Origin of the sequence: Vibrio sp. 10N.261.54.A5, from assembly GCF_041471145.1 — a bacterium.
In the GTDB taxonomy this organism is placed as follows: Bacteria; Pseudomonadota; Gammaproteobacteria; order Enterobacterales; family Vibrionaceae; genus Vibrio; species Vibrio crassostreae_C.
The window spans coordinates 1-24,946 of the sequence record NZ_JBFRNU010000010.1; the positions used below are offsets into that span (position 1 = coordinate 1).

Genomic DNA, 24,946 nt, shown 5'->3' on the forward strand with positions numbered 1-24,946 from the left:
CGATGAACCATAAAAAAGCGGCCCTAGGCCGCTTTTTTATTATGTGATTTTTACTGAAGCATTCCGAATCAAGATTCAGCTTCTTCCTCTTCATCCGCATCTGGCTTACGCGTATAAAAGCGTGCGAAAAACAGACCAATCTCAAACAGAATACACATTGGAATCGCCAACAGTGTTTGCGAGATCATATCTGGTGGTGTCAGCATCATACCGATGATGAAAGCACCCACCACAATGTAAGGACGCTTTTCAGACAGAGATTGAGGCGTTGTTGCCCCCGTCCAACACAACAAGATAATCGCAACAGGCACTTCAAAGGCAATACCAAAAGCAAAGAACAGCGCGAGTACAAAATCAAGATAGCTTGAGATGTCGGTTGCGAACTCTACTCCCCCTAATGATATGGCCGTAAAAAAGCCAAATACCAACGGGAATACAATAAAGTAAGCGAACGCCACACCACAGTAAAACAGCAATGAACTTGAAGCCAATAGCGGCATGATCAAGCGTTTTTCATGCTTGTATAAACCCGGAGCAACAAAAGCCCACACCTGATACAAAATAAACGGAACCGCGAGGAATATAGACGCGATCAAGGTTAATTTCAGCGGTGTGAAAAATGGCGAGGCAACATCGGTTGCGATCATCGTCGCCCCTTCCGGTAGACGATCTACCAAAGGTGCTGATACGAATTCATAAATATCATTAGCAAAATAAATTAGCCCGACAAATATCACTAGCACCGCGACAATCGCACGTAGTAGGCGATTACGTAGTTCTAGAAGGTGGCTAATTAAAGGCTGTGTCTGCTCAGTCGAAGACATGTCAAACCTCTTAAACAGGAAGATCGAAAAGGAGCCGCGCGTGTATCTATCCAGTTGAATTGGTATCCACTTGAATAGTTATTTACTTGAATAGATATCTATTTAAACATCTAGCGAATCAAGTATCCGGCGACTCCTCCTTGCGAGACTATTCGGCTTTCTTATCTGACGGTGCTGAAGCTTCGCTGTTGACCTGAATGGTTTCAGATTCCACAGTTTCCATGACACTAGGTTTAGTCTCACTTGGCTTATCAGACTCAGGCTTAGCATACGGACGTTGAACCTCAGCAGCGGCCTGCTTGAGTTCATCGACTGACGCTTTAAGGTCTGGAGATAAATCTTCCATACCCATTTTTTCCGCCTTGCGTAGGTTTTCTTGCAGCTCTTGCACCTTAAGCTCATGAGAAAGTTCATCTTTCACACTGTTTGCCATGCTTTTCGCTTGTCCAACAAACTTGGAAATACTGCGAATCGCCACGGGCAAACGCTCAGGCCCTAAAACCACTAACCCAACGACAGATATTAATACCAGTTCCCAAAAACCGATATCAAACACGATTTACGCCTGCTCTTTGTCTTTCTTTGTTTCAGCAGTTGTTTCAGCGTGAGCTTCTGTCTTCTGCTGTTCAATATTCTTTGGTTCGAAGTCTGCATCTTTCTTATCTGCAGGCTTGTCTTCATCGCTCATCGCTTTTTTGAAGCCTTTAACCGCTGAACCTAAGTCACCACCCATACCGCGCAGTTTCTTTGTTCCGAATAGCAAAATTACAATTACAGCAATGATTAGAAGTTGCCAAATACTGATACCACCCATTGTCATTGTCCTCGGGTCTGTCTACACATAAAAATATTAAGAGAGTCTACTGTCTAACGACGGTAAGCTCGCCAACTAAGCAACCAAAATGTGACACCTGCGATGCCACAGCCCATAGATAGCTGCTCATAAGGGCTTGAAACTAATATTGCGGAGCATACGACTAAAGTGGCTCCAACGCCAAACAAAAACTTTCCAGTTGCTTGCTGACGCTTACTATCTCGGTAACCTTGATAAAGCTGATCCATTCTGTGGTTCATCGCTTTACCTTGGCGCAAGCTGTCATAAAGTAGCTCTGGCAGCTCTGGCAGTTTTTCTGCCCAGAATGGCGCACGCTCTTTTACTGCGTTGATCACAGCTTGCGGCCCCACCTGATTCATCATCCAGGTTTCAAGGAAAGGCTTCGCCGTTGCCCACAAATCAAGTTGCGGATACAGCTGACGGCCTAGGCCTTCGACATACAACAAGGTCTTTTGCAGAAGCACCAACTGAGGTTGAACCTCCATGTTGAAACGTCTTGCTGTATTAAATAAGTTTAGCAACACATGGCCAAATGAGATCTCGCCAAGTGGTTTTGCAAAGATTGGCTCACACACCATACGGATCGCGAACTCAAAATCATTGACGTTAGTGTCGTGTGGCACCCACCCCGAATCAACGTGTAGCTCAGCAACTTTACGGTAATCTCGATTGAAGAAAGCCAACAAGTTCTCTGCTAAATAGCGCTTATCTTCGCTATTGAGCGTACCAACAATGCCACAATCCAAACCAATCCACTGAGGGTTATCTGGATTCTCTGGGTTAACAAATACGTTGCCCGGGTGCATGTCTGCATGGAAAAAGCTATCTCGGAATACTTGGGTGAAGAATACCGTCACACCGCGTTCCGCGAGCAATTTCATGTTGGTGCCGTTGGCTTCTAGCGTCTCAATATCGGAGACTTGAATACCATAGATTCGCTCTGACACCATCAGGGTTTCGCTGCTTAGATCAGGGATAACCTCTGGAACATACAGCTCTTCACTGCCTTCAAAATTACGTCGCAGTTGAATGGCATTGGCCGCCTCACGGCGCAGGTCGAGTTCATCAAGTAACGTTTTCTCGTACTCGTGAACCACTTCAACCGGTTTCAAACGACGTGCTTCAGGAAGCGACTTAGCGACTATACGCGCCATTCGGTGCATCAGTTTTAGATCTGCGTCAATCACCGGGCGAATATCAGGTCGAATGACCTTCAGAACAATCTCACGACCGCTCTCTTTAAGCTTTGCGGTATGCACCTGAGCGATAGAAGCAGAAGCCAGTGGCTCGATATCAAAGTCGGTAAACCAGTTGTCTAAACTGCCACCCAACGCCTTTTCCATATCTTGCTTCGCCAGTTGACCATCAAACGGCGCAACTTGGTCTTGCAACAACGCCAACTGATCGGCGATATGAGGAGGGAACAGATCACGACGTGTCGACATCATCTGTCCAAACTTGATCCACACTGGACCAAGTTCTTGCAGCGCAAGGCGCAAGCGATGACCCAACTCTTTATCTTGATGCTTGTTCTTAAGCCAAAACAGTGACTTTCGCGCCAACAAAGGAGCTTTAGTCAATTGGTGTTCCGGCATCAATTCATCAAGGCCATATTCCAACTGTACCTTGATAATATGATAAAGACGTTTCAGTTCTGCTGGGGTCATGCTTTCTCCAACAGAGCGTTCAACTTAGCTTCAAGACGAGCAGCAGAGCTTTTTACGTCATCAACTTGGTCGCAAAAATGCGCGACTTCTAACGGTGCTGGTGCGATCTTCCACTCTTCAGTCAGAACTTGAGCAACATGGTTTTGATGCTTAGTCGCCTGTTTTGCTACAAAGCCACCGACGTTTTTAACGCCTTGCACCAAGGTATGCGCAACCACATCACCCGTCACACGCGATAACCACTCTTCCAAATCAGGCTTGCAGTCTGTCATCAGTTGAGCAAATTTCTGAGCCAGTTGAATATCACCCTCTAAGATCAACTTATCTTGCTTGATCAGCTTGGTGATGTTCGATTGCTCACGCAGTTCAGGCAGTACCGATAGGTTCAAAGATAGGTAGCAATCAGGCTGCCCTTCGTATTCCGACAACACATCGATCTGTTGGCTGAAAACGAAAGTGAGTGTTTTATTCAACTCTTTCAAATTAACTTGAATGATCTGCCCCTTTAAACGAGACAAACGACGAACCAAGGCTGGATCATCGTTCACAAAAGTATTTAAAGAGGTTTCAATAACCGCGGTTACCAATGGATCAAATGGCATGACTGTCCTTACCTTTGAAAACGGATAAGCCTTAACCTATCCGTTCTGTCTTTATTCTTATTTTTAGCACGCCCTACGAGCCTGCTACCAAGTTCGACTAGAACTTGTAACCACGGTGCAGCGCAACAATGCCGCCCGTTAGGTTGAAGTATTTCGTATTTTCAAAACCCGCTTCTTGCATCATGCCTTCCAAGGTTTCTTGGTTAGGGTGCATGCGGATTGATTCTGCAAGGTAACGATAGCTGTCTGCGTCGTTGGCAATCAGCTCACCCATTTTTGGCAACAGGTGGAAAGAGTAGGCATCGTAAACCTTTGATAGAGGCTCAAGTACTGGCTTAGAAAACTCAAGAACCAACAGACGACCGCCCGGCTTCAGCACACGGTACATTGAACGCAGCGCTTGGTCTTTATCGGTAACATTACGCAGACAGAAGCTGATGGTAATGCAATCGAAGTAGTTATCTGGGAAAGGCAGCTCTTCAGCATTGGCTTGAACGTAATGTACGTTGCCAACAATACCGCTGTCACGCAGCTTATCGCGGCCAACATTCAGCATTGAGTTGTTGATATCAGCAAGAACCACATGGCCTTTTTCACCAACGATACGCGAGAATTTCGCAGTCAGGTCGCCAGTACCACCACCAAGATCTAGGATACGTTGACCAGGGCGAACGCCACTGCAATCAATTGTGAATCGCTTCCACAAGCGGTGAACACCACCCGACATTAAGTCATTCATGATGTCGTATTTAGCGGCTACAGAGTGAAATACCTCTGCTACTTTCGCGACTTTTTCGTCTTTTGCGACTGTTTCGAAACCAAAGTGTGTGGTTTCTGACTCTACTGCTGAATTTGTCTGCACGCTTGTGTCCATAATGCTGTTATCTACCATGGTAAGTTCTCATCGACAGCGCTCTTTGTGTTTAGAGGCGCTGCGGCCGATTAGTTTACTTTATCCTCAGCAGGTTGTCTTTCTACTAAGGAGGCATTTTCTGAAAAAGCCTCATTTTGCGCCATTTCAGCCAAACCAATCGAGATCGGTTTCTTCACTTCAACACCCAATTGCTTGAAGCTTTCGGCCTGACGAATCACGTTGCCTCGCCCTGTGACTAGCTTATTCATCGCCCCTTGATAACTTTGGTTTGCTCTATCAAGTGAGCTGCCAAGGCCTTCCATATCATCAACAAACAGGCGCAGCTTGTCGTAAAGCTTGCTCGCACGTTCTGCGATAACCTGTGCGTTCTGGTTCTGTCTTTCATTACGCCACAGGTTATCAATGGTACGCAGTGCCACCAGCAAGGTCGTTGGGCTGACCAAGATGATATTTTGCTCCATCGCGTCTTTCACCAAGCTAGGGTCGGCTTGAATAGCGACTTGGAATGCTGGCTCAACCGGGATAAACATCAACACGTAATCCAGACTCTGTATGCCTTTGAGCTGATGATAATCTTTCTGGCTCAAGCCTTTGATGTGCGCTCGCAGTGACACCAAGTGATCGCGCAATGCAGCATCGCGTTGCTGATCGGTTTCGGCATTGAAGTAGCGTTCAAATGCCACCAACGCCATTTTGGAATCGACCACCACTTGCTTATCTTGTGGCAGATGCACAATCACATCCGGTTGATAACGCTTGCCCGCATCGTTTTGCAGGTTCACTTGCGTTTGGTATTCGTGGCCTTCGCGCAGTCCTGATTCAGCAAGCACGCGAGCCAGCACCACCTCGCCCCAGTTACCTTGTTGTTTGTTGTCACCCTTTAGCGCTTGAGTCAGGTTCACCGCTTCACGCGTCATACTCTCATTAAGACGCTGCAGGTTTTTAAGCTCATGCACCAAAGTATGACGCTCTTTGGCTTCTTGGCTGAAGCTGTCGTTCACTTGTTTCTTAAAGCCTTCCAACTGCTCTCTTAGTGGAGACAACAAACCTTCTAGGCTCTGCTTATTCTGCTGATCGACCTTGGCGGTTTTGGTTTCAAACAGTTGGTTCGCTAACAATTCAAACTGCTGCTTAAGTCGTGATTCAGCTTGCTCTAGCAACTGCAGCTTTTCGCTATTGGCGAGGTTTTCTTGGTCATGCCTTGCTTCTTGCTCGCGCAGCTCGGCTTCTAATTCAGACTTATGATCTTTAAGCACATTGATCTCATCAGCGTACTGCTGGCGCTCTTGCTTTACCGCCTCAAAGTAGCGCAGTTTTTCCATTGCAGCCATCACCTTACCGTGCGCCTGCTTGAGCTCGAATGCCGCTTTGTCTCGGTCATCATCTAACTCATCGAGCTCTTGTTGCGCCTCTACGAGTGATGATTTGAGCTGAGCTTGCTGAGATTCATGCAACAAACGATCGGACTCTAGCTGCTGCTCGAGCAATCGCTGCTGAAAAGAGAGCTTCTGTTTAATCCACCAACCCACGACACCGCCGCTGACGAGCGCGCCAGAAATTGCAGCAATAAGCGTTGCCTGATGTTCGATAATCCATTGCATGATAATGATTTAGCCTAATTGGAAATAACTCATTAAATGGTATTTTGATACTGGATAAATGTCCAGTTTGCCGTATTAAAATTCGACAGATAGACTAGGCGCTCCGTATTCTGTCCCATCAAATTAGAATGAGTTGCCATGAACGAACGTCGTGCCTTGGGCTTTGGCCTTTCCGCAGTACTGCTGTGGTCAACGGTCGCTACTGCTTTTAAGCTGACCCTTGCTGAGTTTTCACCTATTCAAATGCTGACTATCGCTAGCATTGTGTCGTCGATTGCACTGATCGCAGTCTGCGCTTTTCAAGGCAAGCTTTCTCAGCTGAGTACAACGTTCCTTTCAAACCCTTGGTATTACCTGCTGCTCGGCTTGGTTAACCCATTGGCCTATTACCTGATTCTATTCAAAGCCTACGACCTGCTGCCCGCTTCTCAAGCTCAAGCCATCAACTACAGCTGGGCTATCACGCTAACCTTAATGGCGGCGGTTTTTCTGGGGCAAAAGATTCGCAAGCAAGATTGGATTGCTTGTACCTTCAGCTATGCGGGTGTGGTAGTTATTGCGACCAAAGGCGATGTGTTAGGCATGCAGTTCGATAGCCCACTCGGTGTGGCACTGGCGCTGCTTTCTACTCTACTTTGGGCAGGATATTGGATTCTCAACACCAAAAACAAGGCTGACCCAGTGGTTGGCGTATTGCTTGGTTTCTTAGTAGCATTACCATTCGCGATCGGTTTAACCCTTTACGAAGGTGAGAGCTTTAGCCAAATTACGACGAAGGGTTGGATGGCGGTGACTTACGTAGGCCTGTTTGAGATGGGCATTACCTTTGTCTTATGGCTATCAGCACTGAAGCTGACCAACAACACAGCGCGTATCAGCAATCTGATTTTTGCGTCACCGTTTATCTCGTTGATGCTACTTTCGACCATCATTGGTGAAGATATTCACCCAGCGACCCTGTTTGGCTTGGTACTTATCATTGCCGGCCTTGTTATCCAGCAGATCAAATGGGGAAAGAAGAAAAACAACCTCAGCCCTGAAAGTTAATGCCCAGAAAGATTAGGATTATCGCACTACGCGACTTCCCGAATTATCAACGATAACAAGCTTTGAATACAAAAATGGCGAGTCCTATGACTCGCCATTTTTATGTAATTTAAAATCTAATGGATAGGCTCAAAGCTTAAACCCACTGACCTGCTGCAAAGCCAGAACTCCAACACCATTGGAAATTATAGCCGCCTAACCAACCGGTTACGTCCATCACTTCACCAATGAAATAGAGGCCAGACACGCTCTTACATTCCATGGTTTTTGAAGATAGGTGATTGGTGTCCACGCCACCTAGAGTTACTTCGGCAGTACGGTAACCTTCGGTGCCGTTTGGCGCGATTTTCCAGTTCTCTAAATGCTCTACAATGTCATTCAGCTGTTTTTCATTGAACTGCTTGAGCGGCTTGTCTTCCAGCTCTTTGCGGTCAATCAACACTTCAACAAAACGCTTCGGCAGTGCTTTCGCCAAGGTGTTTTTCAGGCTCTGATTTGGGTGCTTCTCGCGAGAGTTAGCCAGCAGTTCAGCTACATCGACTTCTGGTACTAGATTAATCGAAACCGACTGACCCGCCTTCCAGAAAGAAGAGATTTGCAGTACCGAAGGACCCGATAGGCCGCGGTGGGTAAACAGCAACGCTTCTTTGAACAAGGTTCCGTCTTGCGCGGTGATCTCGGCAGGAATTGCGATACCAGAAAGCTCTGCGAAAGCTTCTTTATCTTCTTTATGTAGAGTGAATGGCACTAAGCCTGCGGTAGTTGGTATCACAGACAAACCAAATTGCTCGGCAATCTTATAGCCAAATGGCGTTGCGCCCAGCTTAGGCATCGACAAACCACCTGTCGCCACAACCAGTGAGTCACACTCAACTTCGTCGGTATTGAGGTGCATCTTGAAGCCAGCGTCTGTTCTTTCGATGGAGTGAACATCACAACGGTAGCGTTGTTCGACTTTCGCCTGCTTACACTCGTCAAGCAGCATGCTCACGATATCTTTTGCTATGTGGTCATTCACACAGAACAACTGGCCGTGATCACGCTCTTCGAACTCAATACCGTACTTGCTCACCATCGAGATAAAATCCCAGTTGGTGTATTGAGATAAAGCTGACTTCACGAAGTGAGGGTTGTTACACAGGAAGTTGTTGGCTGAAACATCATAGTTAGTGAAGTTACAACGACCGCCACCTGAGATTAAAATTTTTCTGCCTGGTTTCTTTGCATGATCAACCACCAGCACTCGTCGGCCACGTTTACCAGCTTCCGCAGCACACATTAAGCCTGCGGCGCCCGCACCAATTACGATTACATCAAATTTTTCACTCATGTGGTTCTGCTTTTCTTCACTTTTGCAGCCCGAGTACACCCTGTTCTCGAAATGCCATCAATAAAAAAGGATGTGCATAAACAGCACATCCTTACTAATTGCTCGCTATTCTAGCGGCAATTTTAAACTTTGCAATTGATGTTCAATTGTACAATTTGCAGACAGCAGCAAAACCACTACTTGGCTTAGCGAACCAACAACCGAAGCTTTACACCAAAACCTAAACTCTACTTCACACGTACTAAATAACTTAGACGATGAAAGAAGACAGCAAGGTTACACCCAGCAGAGCGGAAGAAAGTATAAACAACTGTCTTACGCGATCACACTTCGACATAAACACTTCGTCGTGATGATGGTGGTACTCTTTGCTTTTGATGTAACTAAACAAGCGAACCTGCTTGGTCATATTGCCATGAGTTGTGAAGAATCCACCTCCGTCTACTTGTTGATAAAGTAGAGGATGTGCTTCTCGCATTATATAAATGAGTGTTCTTAGCGCAGTAAAATATCGCGCCCAGTTCACGCAAGTCACAACCATTAGTGCAAATAGAATAGTGTCGCCGCTGATCATCCTTTCCTCCCTACATCTTCATAAGAAAACTCAAAAGAAAAAGATAATCAGTGTCTTTCCCGTACTACCTAAACGGCAGGAGCTTCCATAATTGAAGATGAACCATCTTTTGCCAATTGCGCTAGGTCTTTATCAATAAAGAACAGTGCTTTACCGTCTTCACCAACAAGCTCTAGCTTATCCAATACACCTTTAAACAACTTCTCTTCTTCGTGTTGCTCTGCAACGTACCATTGCAGGAAGTTAAAGGTTGAGTAATCTTGTGTGCTGAAAGCAACGTGAGCCAGTTTGTTGATCTTTTGAGTAATCATTTGCTCATGTTCATAAGTTTCACGGAACACAGCACCAAGGCTATCAAATTCATGTTTTGGCGCTTCAATCGCACCTAGAATTGGCATTGCACCTGTTTCACTTACGTAAGTGAAAAGACGCTGCATATGTTCCATTTCTTCTACTGCATGAACACGCAGAAACTCTGCTGCACCTTCAAATCCTTTGTCTTCACACCAAGCACTCATTTGTAAGTATAGATTGGATGAGAAAAATTCTAGGTTAATTTGATCATTCAGTTGCTCAACCATAGTTTTTGACAGCATTTAAGACTCCTAATTACATCCTCAATTTTCTCTACTATATCACTATTTAATGAATATCTCGCAGGCCATTAGTTAACCAATATTTCGAGCTGTCATTACGCAAGACAGTGGATATGAGATCACTTCAGCAAAAAAAACCATCGCATAGTGCTAATCTTAAATCAGACAATGAATAAAGGAGGTAGCGATATGAGTTACAAACATATTTTGGTCGCGGTCGATTTATCAGAAGACAGCAAATTAATTGTGGATAAAGCGGTAGCATTGGCTAAGCCATTGGAAGCCAAAGTCTCTTTTATCCATATCGATATTAACTACGCAGAGCTGTATACCGGCCTGATTGATATCAACATGGCCGAAACCCAGCACAACGCGATGGAAGCGTCTCGTATTCAGCTGCAAAATTTTGCGGAGCACGCCCAATACCCGATCACCCATACCCTAGTAGGCAGTGGTGATTTGAGTCATGAGCTGTGTGACACCATCAACGAGTTCAATGTTGATCTCGTGGTTTGCGGTCACCATCAAGACTTTTGGAGCAAGCTGCTCTCTTCAACACGCCAACTGATCAACGCCTCTCCGGTTGATATGCTGGTCGTGCCTCTAAGAGATTCAGAAGACTAATGATTTAAGGTTAGGTAACATACAGCTCATATCTTATTAACAAAGTTTTACTATGAGCTATTTAGCTGGTGTTACCCTCCTATGGGCCTTCTCCTTTAGCCTGATCGGCGTTTACCTTGCGGGTCAGGTTGATTCTTGGTTCTCTGTTTTAATGCGTGTTGCCCTTGCTGGCGTCGTATTTCTTCCTTTCCTAAAGTTTCGCGGCGTATCGCGTAAGCTGATCGCTAAATTGATGGCAATTGGTGGTATCCAGCTTGGCCTGATGTACTGCTTCTACTATCAGTCTTTCTTACTGCTATCCGTTCCTGAAGTCCTTTTGTTTACTGTCTTTACCCCAATTTACGTCACGCTTATTTATGACTTTCTCAAAGGGCAATTCTCTCCGTGGTACCTAGTGACAGCGGCAATTGCGGTATTGGGCGCGGTATTCATTAAGTTCGCAGGTATTAACGAAAACTTTTTAGTCGGCTTCCTCGTCGTGCAAGGCGCGAACCTGTGCTTTGCTATTGGTCAGGTGGGCTACAAGGTGGTGATGGAGAAGGAATCGACCGAGTTGCCTCAGCGAACCGTATTTGGTTACTTCTACTTAGGGGCGCTATGTGTCGCGTCAGTGGCTTTCATGCTACTAGGCAACCCAGAGAAACTGCCCACCACCACACTTCAATGGGGAATCCTGATCTACCTTGGCTTGATTGCGTCGGGGCTGGGTTACTTTATGTGGAATAAAGGCGCGTGCATGGTGAATGCTGGCGCGCTGGCAGTGATGAACAATGCCTTGGTTCCTGCTGGTCTGGTGGTGAATATCCTGATTTGGAACAGAGATGTCGATTTGGTTCGCTTGTCTATTGGTGGCGCCGTTATCTTATTCTCTTTATTCGTCAATGAGACGTGGGTGAAGAAGCGCGTAGCAAGATCCGCAAGCAACGCTTAGCTGATTTGAACGAGCTACATGAGTCAGCTCGGATAACCCCAAAAAGCAAAAGAGCGACCTAAGGTCGCTCTTTTTAAATCATCGCTGTAGCAATAAACCATTCAAATCAACTTCAGTGGATTTGATTGTGGCTCACTACCTGAGTCTTGGTTTCAGTGAAGGCAACATCATCAAGTTGTAGGTTGATTCGTTCCAATTCACTTTCCAGCTTCTGACTTTTCTTAAACAGCTTTTGCTGCTTCTTAATCATCTTCGCCAGTTTCTTATTGTACTTCTCTTGTTTCTTAGCCGCTTTCTTCGCTTGTTTGAGTTCAGCTTTCTCATCACCGCTCGCCTTCGCCATCAGTTTTTTCAGCTTGGCTTTTTTCTGTGCGGCTTCTTTTTTGGCAAGCTCAGGGGCCATATCAGCGGCGGCTGGATCGAACATTTGTACGCTCGGTTCAATTGCCTCGTTGATTTCCGCAAGCGACAGTTCTGGTGCAGGTAATGTTTCCGCTAGCAGGCCGCATGCGACTTTCTCTTCAACGGGTTTGTTTTGACAACCAAGAGGTGGAATTGCGGTGGGTTTGCATAGATTCGCTTGATCCGCCGAAGAACGCGCGCAAGAACGACACACGAACTTAGGTTCAGTCACTAAGCTGTGGATCTCGCCCAAGTGTTCGGTAATATCTCGACGGTTTAACTTACAAAAGCGTTTAGCCATGCTTCAACTCCAGCTAAGAATAATAATGATTCTTAGTTAGATATACATCCGTAACGCGACTATCGCAAGTGTTAAATGGCAATTTATCGTATTTATGACGGGAAATTTTCTTAGCGTGTATCTAAGTTATTGATGCTTCCACTAAGTCATTGATGCTTTCACATAGACGTCAAAACGGTTCTTTTTGGTTTCAATCGCCATGCTCGGTTTTTGTTCGTCTAACCAAGCAGCGTAATCCGGTCTTTTAACCACAACTCGCTTCGATGCCAATTTCATCGCCGGCTCAAATAGACCATCAGCATCCAGATCGGCACCCACCAAAGATTGGAATACGCGCATCTCTTTTTTAACCAAAGCCGATTTCTTTTTGTTCTCTGGGTGTGGGTACATTGGGTCGAGGTACACCACGTCTGGCTGTTCGAAGTCAGGATCGTTGCTGAGCTTATCCAACGCATCGTGACTGGATGCGTGAATCAGCTTCATACGCTCACTTACCCAACCACCGATGTCTGGGTCTTGTTGCGCTCGCTGCAAGCCATCATCAAGCAGTGCGGCCACAACGGGGTGACGCTCGACCATTTGCACCTTACAACCTAGAGAAGCCAACACAAACGCATCGCGCCCTAAGCCTGCAGTACCATCAAGAATAGTTGGCGTTGCGCCTTTGTTTAAACCAGCTGCTTTGGCAATCGCCTGACCTTTACCACCGCCAAACTTACGTCGGTGACCAACAGCGCCTCCCACTAAATCAACAAAGATAGCGCCAAGCTTAGGCTCATCGACTTTACGTAGCTCAAGTCGCTCACTAGTCAGTACCAAAGTAAAATCACTGCTTTCATCATGAGATAAGTTCCAGCGGGTCGCTAAGTCATTCAAATGATCGATTTGGGTAGCATCTTCGCAAATCAGTTGTAGTTGCAAGGTCGTCTCCAACAGACAGTAGTATTCAAAACAAAAGAGGCAACCAGTTTACCTGATTGCCTCAACAATACATATTAGCGGTGAAAAGTATTCCCAGCTAAAGTCGGCTTACCTAAACCAATGGCTCTGTCTCTCGCTCTTGTCTTAACTCTTCAACAAGCTCTGCGAGTGGCTTAGGTCGCCCTATGATGTAGCCCTGCGCGTAGTTCACACCCAGTTCGATAAGCTTGTCGATAATCTGGGTATTTTCAACGAACTCAGCCACGGTGTGCTTACCCATCTGCTTGGCAAGATCATTGATCGAGCGAACCATTACATGGTCCATCTCATTCACATCAATATCACGTACAAACAAGCCATCGATCTTCACAATATCGACAGGCAGCTTTTTCAGATAGCCAAATGACGATAGCCCTGAGCCAAAATCATCCAATGCAATCATGCAGCCAAGCTCTTTGATTCGAGTGAAGAACTTGATCGCCTGCTTCATGTTACTCATGGCCGCTGTTTCGGTGATCTCTAAACAAATCTTATGACACGGTATCGATGAATCGCTCAGGCTATCTATCAAAAATTCGACAAACTCACGGTTACCCATCGAGTGACCGGAAAGATTGATTGAACACATCCCCAGTTCCTCAATAACCTCAGGGCGTTGCTCCAACCAACCCAAGGTTTGACTGACGACTTGGCGGTCAATCAAATGCGCGATGTTATAACGCTCTGAGGCTGGCATGAAGATCCCCGGGGAGATGTATTCCCCTTGGATGTTCTTGATGCGGACCAAGATTTCAAAGTGCATTTTATCGCTGTCTTCATCTAGGCCAAGAATTCGCTGCGCAAACAACTCTAAGCGATCGTTAGCCAAGGCCTCATGCACTAGGTTAACGCACTCCATCTCAAGATGGCGACGACGCAGGTCTTCATCATCTTGATGGTAAAGATGATAGCGATTGCGACCTTCTTCTTTAGCGGCATGACAAGCTGCATCCGCCTGAGCGTGCACCATCTGTGGTGAAGCTGCTGTATGGTCGATCAATCGAATACCGATAGAGCACGTCAGGTTGAGTCGAATATCATCCCACAAGAATGGATTCTCACTCATCATCGAGATAATACTGCGACACACATTCACCGCATCTCGTTCAGTACAGTCTTTCATCAGCACAGCAAACTCATCACCACCCATTCGCGCTAACACCGCATTGTAAGGCAGTACGTCTTCTAGCAGTTTGGCGCTAAACAAGATCGCAGTATCACCCGCTTCATGTCCTGCGGTATCGTTCAGCACTTTCAGCTGATCCAAATCTAGGAACAACATTGCGTGAGTTCGCATGTGGCTCTCAACCTCTTTCAGCGCCTTTTGCAGCTCTTGCTCAAAGTGGTTGCGGTTAAAGGTGTCAGTCAGTAGGTCATAGCGAGCCTGATACTCTAGTTTTTCAGAAAGCTCGTGCGTTTCGGTGATGTCTTCACCCACAATCAACAGCTGATCAGACTCCACCAACGGGCGGATATTTTCACGAATCCAGCTCTTGCTGCCGTCGGCATGGCGATATTCGATATCACGACGCCACACACCACGAATCTTATGCTGAGGTTGCAGCAAGATATGACGAGGAATCATCGCGTTCTCATCAACATAGAATTCTCTAGGGCGATGGCCCAACAACTGATCGAGAGGGTATCCCAAAAGCTCTTCGGCAAACTGGTTCACTTGTTGAATGCGATTATTGCCATCGAGCGTAATCATCATCACCGGCTGTTTGTCGTAATACAGCTTCAAGTTTGCTTCACGTTGGAACAGCTTATTCTCAGCAAGCTTACGTGAGGTCACGTCGCGCGCCTCAAAGAGAAACTGAATGTCTTCGTCTTCACTGCCCGGCATCGGCTTCAATGAAATATCCAACACCATCGCACCGCGATCTCGACACCACACCTCGGCTTCAAATCGTAAGGCTGGGTGCTCACTTTTTGCGATGAAATATTCGGCTAGCACTTCTCGCGCAGAACTTTCCCAATGTTGGTGTTGTTGCAGCGGCGTTCCCAGTTTATAGCCTTGATTATAAAGCAGCTCATGTAACTTGCTGTTACTCGACAGCAGCACGCCACCCTTATCAATGATGCCCATAAATTGCAGGCTCTGATCAAATATCGACTCCAACAGTCGTTGGCTTTGGCGACTTGCACGTTCGCTCTTCTTCAGACGGTTAAGGTAATACACCAACACCGCGATAACACACGACATGCTCAAGAACATTAAACCGATGGTGCGAATTTCATCGCGATAGCGCATTAAGAATGACTTCGGCTTATTGAGGAAGGTTACTGAGGCTTCATTCTCTGCACCCAAATCCCAACGTGAGATCTGTTGGTAATCGAGTTTGATTTCTGGCGCGCCAGCAACCACCAATGGCAATGGAGCCTTAGGATTGTTCAGCACGCTCAACAGCACGCGCCCCGTGTCTCGACCTTGCGTTTCTCCACTGTGGATCACGCCACCAATCGCACCAAACCCAAGTCCTAAATCATGCACAATATACAATGGCATCTGAGTTTTTTTGTTGAGCTGACGCCAGTCTTCTTTGCTGCTGACCCGACCATTGATGTCGCGGTAGTAGGCCCAGAACAACAAGCTTTTAGTTAGATCAGCGCGTTGCGCGAACGTCATCAGTTCTTGATAAGAATCAGGCGTATATTGCTCCACCATCCCAGAAAACTCAGGGCGTTTTTGTAGAAATAAATCCACTTGAGCGCGAATAGCTTCACCCGTTACCGAGTGATCGGTAACCACGTAAACTTTTTTAACCGTCGATTGAAGTCGATTGATCAGCTCAATATTGCTCGCCATATCAATATCTTCAGTGATACCGGTTGCGTGCAAGCCTTCAATCATTTGCGGAGAAAAATTGTTGATGCCACCAAAAATAACGGGCGTGCCATTGAGTTCGGGCGCTAAGCGTTTCATCAGATTGAGGGCGTTATTATCACTGACGACTACAGCGGCAAACTCTTCATGCGACAGCTTAGTGCGGTATAGCTGATAAATTCGCTCTAAGTATTCAGCGTTTTGAGTTCGCTTGGTATCGAGATAAACAACCCGGTAAGATAACCCATCGCGATCGAGCTCATCAGATAGTCCTTTATGGAAATCATCTGTCCAGAAAAAGCCTTGATGATAAGAGTGAATAACCAACACATCTTTTGCCTGAGCTGAAGCAAAAACACTCCAACACATCACAATAAAAAATAACGAAAATCGCACTGAATTCACCCTAACCCTATAGTTACTGCTAATATTATCACCCTTGGCTATGATGTGTACTCAAGCCGGTATGTTTTTCATTCAACCTAAGGATTATGCATGTCCACAACCACAGCTCGTCTAGATGATCTAGACCGTGCCATTCTCAAAACCTTGATGGAAGATGCACGAACTCCTTACGCTGAAATGGCAAAGCAGTTCGATGTCAGCCCTGCGACGATTCACGTTCGCATCGAAAAGATGAGATCGGCAGACATTATCGAGCGAACGGAAGTTGTGGTAAACACCAAAAAACTGGGTTACGACGTGTGTTGCTTTATTGGCATCAACCTTAATGCTGCCAAAGATTACCACTCGGCGATCGCTAAGCTGAATGCCTTAGACGAAGTGGTTGAGGCGTACTACACCACTGGTGCTTACAATATCTTTGTAAAGCTGATGTGTAAGTCGATAGAAGAGCTGCAGTTTGTATTGATCGATAAGCTGCAAGCGATCGATGAAGTTCAGTCGACAGAGACACTGATTTCATTGCAGAACCCTATCAACCGCAATGTGAATCCATAACATTGATTCGCCTTGCTTGGCATAACGCACAGACAAAAAAAGAGCCTCTAACTAGAGGCTCTTTTCGCAATAAACTAGATAGTTACCGTGATTATGCGTTGATTCCCGCGTGGCGCAGCATTGCGTCGATTTGTGGCTCACGACCACGGAAGCGTTTGAACAGCTCCATTGGCTCTTCACTGCCACCCATTTCAAGGATGTTGTTCAGGAAGCGATTACCCGTTTCAGTGTTGAAGATACCCTCTTCTTCAAATGCTGAGAACGCATCTGCCGATAGCACTTCTGCCCACAGGTAGCTGTAGTAGCCCGCGCTGTAACCACCAGCAAAGATATGACCAAAGCTGTGTGAGAAACGGTTCCAATCTAGGCTTGGCAGTACCGACACCTTAGACTTAACATCCGCTAGCGTTTCTAGTACGCGAGCACCCACTTCAGGGTCGTATTCTGTGTGTAGCGTGAAATCGAACAAACCAAGCTCTAGCTGACGCAGGATAAACATCGCAGATTGGAAGTTCTTCGCCGCTAGCATCTTCTCTAGCATCTCTTTTGGTAGCGCTTCACCCGTTTCGAAGTGACCAGAGATGAACGACAGCGCTTCTTCTTCCCAACACCAGTTTTCTAGGAACTGACTTGGTAATTCAACCGCATCCCAAGGCACGCCATTGATACCCGCAACTGCGCCCGCTTCTACTTGCGTCAGCATGTGGTGGATACCGTGACCGAATTCGTGGAACAAGGTCACCACTTCATCGTGAGTAAACAGTGCTGGCTTATCACCAACTGGCTTATTGAAGTTACACGTTAGGTAAGCAACCGGGGTCTGTAGCTCGCCAGATTCGGTAATGCGACGACCACGACAGTCATCCATCCAAGCGCCACCACGTTTGTGTTCACGTGCGTATAGATCTAGGTAGAAGCTACCACGCAGTGTTCCAGTCGCATCAAAGATATCAAAGAAACGCACTGACTCATGCCAAGTGTCTACGCCTTGACGCTCTGTTACCGACATACCAAACACGCGGTTCAGTACCTCAAACAGACCTGAAACCACATTAGATTCTGGGAAGTAAGGACGAAGCTCTTCATCAGAGATCTCGAACAGTTTCTGTTTTTGTTTCTCACTGTAGTAAGCGATGTCCCACAGGTTTAGCTCAGAGACACCAAATTCTTTCTCAGCAAACTGGCGTAGCTCTTCAACTTCTCGCTCACCTTGCGGTTTGGCTTTTACTGCTAGGTCGTTTAGGAAGCCAAGCACTTGGTCTGGCGTTTCTGCCATCTTAGTCGACAGTGATTTTTCGCTGTAAGTACTGAAACCAAGCATGCGCGCGATCTCGTGGCGCAGCTTAAGTTGCTCGGTGATGATCTCAGTGTTGTCCCACTTACCTGCGTTTGGACCGCGATCTGAAGCGCGCGTTACGTACGCTTCATAAAGCTCTTTACGCAGTTCTTGGTTATCACAGTAGGTCATCACAGGTAGGTATGATGGGATATCTAAAGTCAGTAGGTAGCCTTCTTGCTCTTTAGACTCAGCCGCCGCTTGAGCTGCCGCCAGTGCTGATTCAGGCATACCTGCCAGCTCAGCTACGTCTGTGATCTGCTTGCTCCAACCCATGGTTGCATCAAGCACGTTATTTGAGAATTGAGAGCCTAACTCAGACTGGCGCTTGCTGATCTCGCCGTAACGATGCTGTTCATCTGCAGGTAAGCCAATGCCCGACAATTCAAAGTCGCGCAGTGCGTCGGTAATAGTTTTTTGTTGAGCTCGACTCAGTGCAGAGAATGCTTCACTCGCCTTGATCGCTTTATACGCTTCGAACAAGCCTTTGTGTTGGCCAACCCAAGTGCCGTATTCAGATAGCACAGGTAAGCAGCTCTCATACGCTTCACGCAGTTCGTCACTGTTCACGACAGAGTTCATATGGCTTACAGGTGACCAAATGCGACTTAAACGATCATCCACTTCTTCAATTGGAGCAACTAGGTTGTCCCAGCTTGGTGAAGTATTACCTTCAAGTACTTGTTCTATCTTGTTGCGACACGCTTCAATCACTTGCTCAACTGCAGGCTTTACGTGCTCTGGCTTGATCTGTGAAAACGGAGGTAAGTCCGTGAAGGTTAATAGCGGATTAGACATATAAACATTCCTTTGGCTTTAGAGACTTTCGTCTTTTTTGTAATGAGGTCGTCTTACAGTCATCAGGCTAAAGTTCGCCCTAAAAAATCACCTGCGAATAGTTATTAAATAGTGCCCATAAAGGCAAATTTCAATAGTAGAACCAATAACTAACTGCAGATAGCTGACGACTGTCCCTGAATTGTTCGAGAATTTATGGTCCATTGAGGGTTATAATAGTCTGATTAACCCCACCTACACTAACCACACTCTAATTCGAGAGTGTTACGAGAGTTTAATTTGTTAAGTTATCGCCACAGCTTCCACGCAGGTAACCATGCCGACGTAGTAAAGCATATCGTACAGAGCCTTATTCTTAATTCTTTGAAACAAAAGGATAAGCCTTTTGTTTATCATGACACTCACTCTGGTGTAGGTCGTTACGACTTAACGCATGAATGGTCTGAAAAAACCGGTGAATACAAGCAAGGTATTGCTCGTGTGTGGGAGCAAACAGACCTTCCTGAAGACATTCAAAGCTACCTTGAGTCTATTTCCATTCTCAATAATGGCGAGAAACTGCGTTACTACCCGGGTTCTCCACGTGTTGCACGTGCACACCTGCGTGACCAAGACCGCATGGTACTGACTGAGCTTCACCCAGCCGATCACCCGCTGCTTGAGCAAGAGTTCCACCGTGATCGTCAGGTATCTATCTACAAAGAAGATGGTTTTAAGCGCTTAAAGGGCAGCCTGCCACCAAAAGAACGTCGTGGTTTAGTACTGATCGACCCGCCTTACGAGCTGGCAAAAGAGTACCGTGATGTCGTGACTGCAATCGCTCAAAGCCACAAGCGCTGGGCAACCGGTATCTACGCAATTTGGTACCCGGTAGTAAATCGCTGTGATATCGAAGATATGATCGAAGGTCTCGAAGGCTTAGGCATCAACAAGATTCTACAAATCGAACTTGGCGTATCACCAGACACCAACGAGCGTGGCATGACGGCATCAGGCATGATCGTGATTAACCCGCCTTGGAAGCTAGAAAGCCAAATGAAAGAGATTCTTCCATTCTTGAAGGAAGCAATTGCGCCGGCGACCGGTCACTTCAAAGTAGAGTGGATCGTACCCGAGTAATCTCGAACTTAACGTCATGCTCTGACAAATATTAAGCAGATTGTGACGTACACGAATAAATTTTAAACAGGGAGATTGAGTTCAACCGATCTGCCCTCAATATAATAATTATTATACAATTTAAGAATCTATAGGACGTAGGTGTTCAGTGCGCTCACTGTACCCACAGCCTTCAATAAATGGAGAAAGTAATGGCGACTCATTTTGATTACATCTGTATCGGCGGCGGTTCAGGCGGCATCGCATCAGCAAACCGCGCAGCAATGCACGGTGCAAAGGTTGCACTTATCGAAGCTCAAGACCTTGGTGGTACTTGTGTAAACGTTGGTTGTGTTCCTAAAAAGGTAATGTGGCACGGCGCTCAAGTTGCTGAAGCGATCAACCTATACTCTGAAGATTACGGCTTCGACGTTGACGTAAAAGGCTTCAATTGGAGCAAATTGGTAGAAAACCGCCAAGCGTACATTGGTCGTATCCACCAATCTTACGATCGCGTACTGGGTAACAACAAAGTAAACGTAATCAAAGGCTTTGCTAAGTTCGTTGACGAGAAGACTGTTGAAGTTAACGGCGAACACTACACAGCAGATCACATCCTGATCGCGGTAGGTGGTCGTCCAACGATTCCAAACATCCCAGGTGCAGAATACGGCATCGATTCAAATGGCTTCTTCGACCTGATGGAGCAACCAAAACGCGTTGCTGTTATCGGTGCAGGTTACATCGCGGTTGAAATTGCTGGCGTTCTAAGCGCGCTTGGCACAGAAACACACCTGTTCTGCCGTAAAGAATCTCCACTACGTAGCTTCGATCCAATGATCATCGAAACGCTAGTAGAAGTAATGGAAGCAGAAGGTCCAACACTTCACACACACTCAGTGCCTAAAGAAGTTGTGAAAGAAGCGGATGGCACACTGACTTTACACCTAGAGAACGGCAACATTCAAAACGTTGACCACCTAATCTGGGCTATCGGTCGCCACCCAGCGACTGACGCTATCAACCTAGCATCGACTGGCGTTGAGACGAACGATCGTGGCTACATCAAGGTAGACGAGTTCCAAGCAACTAACGTTCCTGGCATCTACTGTGTTGGTGACATCATGGAAGGCGGTATCGAGCTAACTCCTGTAGCTGTTAAAGCAGGTCGTCAGCTTTCTGAGCGTCTATTCAACGGTCAAACCAACGCTAAGATGGACTACAATCTAGTTCCTACTGTTGTATTCAGCCACCCACCTATCGGCACGATTGGTCTAACGACTCAAGAAGCTGAAGAGAAGTACGGCAAAGACAACATTAAGGTTTACACATCTGGCTTCACTGCGATGTACACAGCAGTAACCAAGCACCGTCAACCTTGTAAGATGAAGCTAGTATGTGCTGGCGAAGAAGAGACTGTCGTTGGCCTACACGGCATCGGCTTCACGGTTGATGAAATGATTCAAGGCTTCGGCGTTGCAATGAAGATGGGCGCAACCAAAGCAGATTTCGACTCTGTTGTGGCGATTCACCCAACGGGCAGCGAAGAGTTTGTTACCATGCGTTAAACCTTTGTAAGTCAAAGAAATATTATGAAAAAGCCGACATCTGTCGGCTTTTTGTGTTTTTTACCGTATGTTTGAATGTTTATTAACCGAACAACATTTTACACACTTAACTTGGAAGAAAGATCACGCTACAATCGCGCGCTATAAAATTACACGCATAAAAATAACAAATAGCTCTATTACAGAAAGGATATACGAGTAATGAAAAAAGTGAGTATTCTCGCAGCGGCGATTGCAGTGGCTTTAACAGGTTGTGGTAGCGACAGTTCTAATTCAGGTGTCACAACACCGACAGAACCATCAACAACAACCAACAAATTTATCGATGCCGCTGTTGAAGGTATCTACTACAACACCAGTTCTGGCTTAAACGGTATTACAAATAGCGAAGGCGAATTTACCGCTAAAACTAACGACACAGTGACCTTCTTTATTGGTGGTGAAAATGGCTTAAAAGTGGGCGCAGCATCCAACCGTGATGTATTGACTCCATTTGAAGCTGCGGGCAAATATGCACGTGCCGTTAACCTAGCGATTTTACTTCAATCTTTAGATAACGAATTTGGTAGTTCGTCCGATGATGTGCTGACCATTCCAGATGCGCTGCGATCGCCTGATGCAACGACTCTAGCTAAGATGGAAGATCTAAGCTTAGATGATCGTGATAGCGTGATCGACTTCTTAGACGAAATGGGCGTAGACTCTGCAAACATCACTTCGGAAGAAGATGCTCTTGATCATATGCAAAATGCGTTTGGCTCAATGACTCGCGGCGAAGACACCGTTAATCCTTTTATGGCTGAAGGTAAAATCGTTCGTTATATTGATGTGACTCAAAACTCTGAAAAGTTCACCTACGTTCATGCTGATAAGCTTATGGAATCAGAAATGTTTGAACGTACTCGTGGCATGACCGAGATGACATTCAAGGTGAACTCAGCTGACTCCGTCTCTATGCTGGCTGGATCGAACGATTATTCATTGTCGGAAAACTTCGCAGAACAGTACCTCACCTGTGTTTCTAACGCTGCGCACCAATGGATTGATAAAGATAACGCCGAAAAACAAGGGTGTGATACTAACGACGATGGTCTAGTGGACAGAGAGAATGGCTCCCTTACACCGGATAGTCAGTTTGTGCTCAACAACCCTTTTGCATACAGACTTCGAGATCTAGCACAGTCTTCAACGGCAGATGAAGAATTTACAAACTCGGACATCGACTGGATGCCGTTTGATGCTGAAAAGGCATCAGACCTAAACCATTACACCGCCAACCATGTTTGGGATGATGGTAAGAACGGCACGCCAAAATGGATTCGCAGCACAACCTCTGGCTCTTTTGACCCTGTGACTGGTATTTATTCCGAGATCGTTAAAAAAGAAACACTAGGCGATGACCCTAACAATGACCCATCTCGTGCAACAGAGCGCGTTGGTTACTATTATGAAGTTGATTCAAAAGATGCCGAGCGCTACGTCGACTTCACAGGTACATGGGACACCACCGCGATTTGTGGCGATGGACAAAGTGCAGTCATGAGAATGGTCTTCTCAGACTTAGCAATCACAATATCTGGCGCAGAGTGTGAAAGCCAAAATGGTGCTCCTTCATCACCGGAAGATTTGGGCGAGTCTGTTTATACTTACGCTGAATTAGCGACTATCGACTACTGGTGGTTCAACCAAGCGGGCCGCGAGTCGAAAGCAACCTTGACTGAGTTGAACACGGTCGTGCGCTTCTGTGACGCTGATGACTATGTAGCAGGTACAGCGTGCCACGCAAACGATGAGTACTTCATTAAATGGGAATACCAACCAGCAGGCACTGATTGGGATGAGGGCCTACTGATTCGTCGTAAGATGGACAGCTTCGGTAATAGCAACGGCAGCTCTAGCATCATGCAGAAAATCAACTAATCGCTAAATTGATTCGTTTACCTCTAGATAAACCAGAAGCACGCTTCTGGTTTTTTTCATTTTTAGTATAGATGAACCTTCAAGCCCCCATCCCCGTAGATACAAAAACAAAATCTTAGCGATCCAAAACAACAACGGAGTTTGTAATGAATCTACTGATCGAATCATTTGAAGGCGGGATTTACTTGGCTTACCAAGTTATTGGCGAGCAAAAACAATTAATCAAAGATGACCACCAGCACCCTATGAAGTTTTTGAGTATTAACCAAGCACGCGATCACTTTAGCGACCAAGGCGTAGCATCAGCAATGTTGGTTCATAACAGCGCCTACGACGAGATGTGCGGTGAGCATTGTGGTAGCACACAGCCTTTCGAGATTGATTTGAAGTGGAGTTAAATCAACCTCAAATCAATCGCGATAAAAATTGAAAGGCTTGCATCAATGCAAGCCTTTCTTATGGGAGTCACTTTCACTTTTAATCACCTAGATTAGCGCGATGTCCGTTTAAGTCTTCGTTTAATGTTCTGCTCTTTCACTACAAAGTCGAACAGCGGAGCGAACAGGTTGGCGAACAAGATAGCCAGCATAATGCCCTCTGGATAAGCAGGATTGAGCACTCGGATACCGACCGTCATAACACCAATCAAGATCCCGTAAGCCCACTTACTCTGATTGGTAAACGCGGCAGATACAGGGTCTGTTGCCATGAAGAAGGTACCAAACGCTACACCACCCAACACAAAGTGCCAGTAGAACGGCATCGAAAACATCGTGTTGGTTTCTGACCCTATCCAATTCATCAAGCTAGATGTCACAACGAGACCAATAATCACACCGGCGACAATGCGCCAAGAAGCTATCTTCATCGCTATCAGAATCAACCCCGTCAGCATGATAAGCAGTGACGACACCTCACCCATCGAACCTGGAATATTACCGATAAAGGCATCCATCCAAGTGATCGCCTCGCCAGTCATGTTATTGATCAGTGACGTGCTGCCGCCTTCATACCATTGACTCAGTGGTGTCGCGCCTGAATAGCCGTCAGCGGCAACCCACACAAGCCCACCCGACATGTTGGCTGGATAGGCGAAATAGAGAAACGCGCGGCCTGCAAGGGCTGGGTTCAAGAAGTTTCGTCCTGTACCACCGAACAGCTCTTTGGCGACAACGATACCAAAGGTGATACCTAAAGCGGCTTGCCAAAGCGGGATGGTTGGCGGGAGGATGAGTGCAAACAGCACAGAGCTAACAAAAAAGGTTCATCGC

General features: G+C 46.3%; 22 protein-coding genes and 1 pseudogene. 8 read left to right on the plus strand and 15 right to left on the minus strand.

The window, feature by feature from the left end:
- Window positions 1-68: 68 nt before the first annotated feature.
- From tatC to rmuC, 7 genes are all read right to left on the minus strand, one after another.
- Window positions 69-824 carry a twin-arginine translocase subunit TatC gene (tatC, locus tag AB4329_RS02900; RefSeq protein ID WP_017060156.1) on the minus strand — a complete coding sequence of 252 codons (756 nt, stop codon included), beginning with the start codon at window positions 822-824 and terminating at the stop codon, window positions 69-71.
- A gap of 148 nt (window positions 825-972) precedes the next feature.
- The gene (gene tatB, locus AB4329_RS02905) at window positions 973-1,380 is read right to left on the minus strand and encodes a Sec-independent protein translocase protein TatB (RefSeq protein WP_017060155.1); all 408 of its coding nucleotides are present in this window, start codon (window positions 1,378-1,380) and stop codon (window positions 973-975) included.
- Window positions 1,381-1,383: 3 nt separating this feature from the next.
- On the minus strand, window positions 1,384-1,638 hold the full coding sequence (tatA, locus tag AB4329_RS02910) for a Sec-independent protein translocase subunit TatA (RefSeq protein ID WP_017060154.1): 255 nt from the start codon (window positions 1,636-1,638) through the stop codon (window positions 1,384-1,386).
- A gap of 53 nt (window positions 1,639-1,691) precedes the next feature.
- Window positions 1,692-3,326, minus strand: a complete 1,635-nt coding sequence (gene ubiB, locus AB4329_RS02915; RefSeq protein WP_017065813.1) for a ubiquinone biosynthesis regulatory protein kinase UbiB — start codon at window positions 3,324-3,326, stop codon at window positions 1,692-1,694.
- Window positions 3,323-3,928, minus strand: coding sequence for an SCP2 domain-containing protein (locus tag AB4329_RS02920; protein ID WP_017063051.1), 606 nt, complete (start codon window positions 3,926-3,928; stop codon window positions 3,323-3,325). Before AB4329_RS02920 ends, ubiB begins: the two co-directional genes overlap by 4 nt.
- A gap of 97 nt (window positions 3,929-4,025) precedes the next feature.
- Window positions 4,026-4,805 carry a bifunctional demethylmenaquinone methyltransferase/2-methoxy-6-polyprenyl-1,4-benzoquinol methylase UbiE gene (gene ubiE, locus AB4329_RS02925; RefSeq protein ID WP_026012235.1) on the minus strand — a complete coding sequence of 260 codons (780 nt, stop codon included), beginning with the start codon at window positions 4,803-4,805 and terminating at the stop codon, window positions 4,026-4,028.
- Between the two features lie 65 nt (window positions 4,806-4,870).
- The gene (gene rmuC / locus AB4329_RS02930; RefSeq protein ID WP_372137644.1) at window positions 4,871-6,403 is read right to left on the minus strand and encodes a DNA recombination protein RmuC; all 1,533 of its coding nucleotides are present in this window, start codon (window positions 6,401-6,403) and stop codon (window positions 4,871-4,873) included.
- Between the two features lie 138 nt (window positions 6,404-6,541).
- Between rmuC and AB4329_RS02935 the strand changes: the two genes are divergently transcribed.
- The gene (locus tag AB4329_RS02935; protein ID WP_137002248.1) at window positions 6,542-7,450 is read left to right on the plus strand and encodes a DMT family transporter; all 909 of its coding nucleotides are present in this window, start codon (window positions 6,542-6,544) and stop codon (window positions 7,448-7,450) included.
- 136 nt (window positions 7,451-7,586) lie between these two features.
- Here the strand turns inward: AB4329_RS02935 and AB4329_RS02940 are convergent, their stop codons facing one another.
- The 3 genes from AB4329_RS02940 to ftnA form a co-directional block, all read right to left on the minus strand.
- Window positions 7,587-8,780 carry an NAD(P)/FAD-dependent oxidoreductase gene (locus tag AB4329_RS02940; protein ID WP_372137645.1) on the minus strand — a complete coding sequence of 398 codons (1,194 nt, stop codon included), beginning with the start codon at window positions 8,778-8,780 and terminating at the stop codon, window positions 7,587-7,589.
- A gap of 250 nt (window positions 8,781-9,030) precedes the next feature.
- The gene (gene uspB, locus AB4329_RS02945) at window positions 9,031-9,354 is read right to left on the minus strand and encodes a universal stress protein UspB (protein ID WP_004735557.1); all 324 of its coding nucleotides are present in this window, start codon (window positions 9,352-9,354) and stop codon (window positions 9,031-9,033) included.
- Between the two features lie 68 nt (window positions 9,355-9,422).
- Entirely contained in the window at window positions 9,423-9,950 is a 528-nt protein-coding gene (gene ftnA, locus AB4329_RS02950) for a non-heme ferritin (protein ID WP_004735556.1), read from the minus strand.
- Window positions 9,951-10,139: 189 nt separating this feature from the next.
- Here ftnA and uspA point away from each other — a divergent pair, with 189 nt between their 5' ends.
- Entirely contained in the window at window positions 10,140-10,574 is a 435-nt protein-coding gene (gene uspA / locus AB4329_RS02955) for a universal stress protein UspA (RefSeq protein WP_017060149.1), read from the plus strand.
- Between the two features lie 52 nt (window positions 10,575-10,626).
- On the plus strand, window positions 10,627-11,505 hold the full coding sequence (locus tag AB4329_RS02960) for a carboxylate/amino acid/amine transporter (RefSeq protein WP_017060148.1): 879 nt from the start codon (window positions 10,627-10,629) through the stop codon (window positions 11,503-11,505).
- Between the two features lie 112 nt (window positions 11,506-11,617).
- Here AB4329_RS02960 and AB4329_RS02965 read toward each other — a convergent pair whose 3' ends face one another.
- From AB4329_RS02965 to AB4329_RS02975, 3 genes are all read right to left on the minus strand, one after another.
- Window positions 11,618-12,208 (minus strand): hypothetical protein, encoded by a 591-nt coding sequence (locus tag AB4329_RS02965; protein WP_017060147.1) that lies wholly within the window; start codon window positions 12,206-12,208, stop codon window positions 11,618-11,620.
- Between the two features lie 141 nt (window positions 12,209-12,349).
- On the minus strand, window positions 12,350-13,129 hold the full coding sequence (locus AB4329_RS02970; RefSeq protein ID WP_372137646.1) for a class I SAM-dependent methyltransferase: 780 nt from the start codon (window positions 13,127-13,129) through the stop codon (window positions 12,350-12,352).
- A gap of 112 nt (window positions 13,130-13,241) precedes the next feature.
- A complete protein-coding gene (locus tag AB4329_RS02975) occupies window positions 13,242-16,364 on the minus strand; it encodes an EAL domain-containing protein (protein WP_372137649.1) in 3,123 nt (1,040 codons plus the stop codon).
- 126 nt (window positions 16,365-16,490) lie between these two features.
- Here AB4329_RS02975 and asnC point away from each other — a divergent pair, with 126 nt between their 5' ends.
- Window positions 16,491-16,955 carry a transcriptional regulator AsnC gene (gene asnC, locus AB4329_RS02980; protein ID WP_008218581.1) on the plus strand — a complete coding sequence of 155 codons (465 nt, stop codon included), beginning with the start codon at window positions 16,491-16,493 and terminating at the stop codon, window positions 16,953-16,955.
- Between the two features lie 91 nt (window positions 16,956-17,046).
- Here asnC and prlC read toward each other — a convergent pair whose 3' ends face one another.
- Window positions 17,047-19,089 carry an oligopeptidase A gene (prlC, locus tag AB4329_RS02985; RefSeq protein WP_372137647.1) on the minus strand — a complete coding sequence of 681 codons (2,043 nt, stop codon included), beginning with the start codon at window positions 19,087-19,089 and terminating at the stop codon, window positions 17,047-17,049.
- A gap of 279 nt (window positions 19,090-19,368) precedes the next feature.
- Here prlC and AB4329_RS02990 point away from each other — a divergent pair, with 279 nt between their 5' ends.
- From AB4329_RS02990 to AB4329_RS03005, 4 genes are all read left to right on the plus strand, one after another.
- Complete coding sequence (locus tag AB4329_RS02990) at window positions 19,369-20,208, plus strand: 23S rRNA (adenine(2030)-N(6))-methyltransferase RlmJ (RefSeq protein WP_017060143.1); 840 nt, start codon at window positions 19,369-19,371, stop codon at window positions 20,206-20,208.
- 191 nt (window positions 20,209-20,399) lie between these two features.
- The gene (gene gorA / locus AB4329_RS02995; protein ID WP_372137648.1) at window positions 20,400-21,755 is read left to right on the plus strand and encodes a glutathione-disulfide reductase; all 1,356 of its coding nucleotides are present in this window, start codon (window positions 20,400-20,402) and stop codon (window positions 21,753-21,755) included.
- A 201-nt stretch (window positions 21,756-21,956) separates the two neighbouring features.
- Window positions 21,957-23,675: a hypothetical protein gene (locus AB4329_RS03000; RefSeq protein ID WP_372132677.1), complete on the plus strand. Its 1,719-nt coding sequence runs from the start codon at window positions 21,957-21,959 to the stop codon at window positions 23,673-23,675.
- Window positions 23,676-23,821: 146 nt separating this feature from the next.
- On the plus strand, window positions 23,822-24,073 hold the full coding sequence (locus tag AB4329_RS03005) for a DUF6482 family protein (protein WP_017070091.1): 252 nt from the start codon (window positions 23,822-23,824) through the stop codon (window positions 24,071-24,073).
- A 92-nt stretch (window positions 24,074-24,165) separates the two neighbouring features.
- Here the strand turns inward: AB4329_RS03005 and AB4329_RS03010 are convergent.
- A pseudogene (locus tag AB4329_RS03010) lies at window positions 24,166-24,936 on the minus strand (NADH:ubiquinone reductase (Na(+)-transporting) subunit B); the annotation flags it as partial.
- Window positions 24,937-24,946 lie beyond the last annotated feature (10 nt).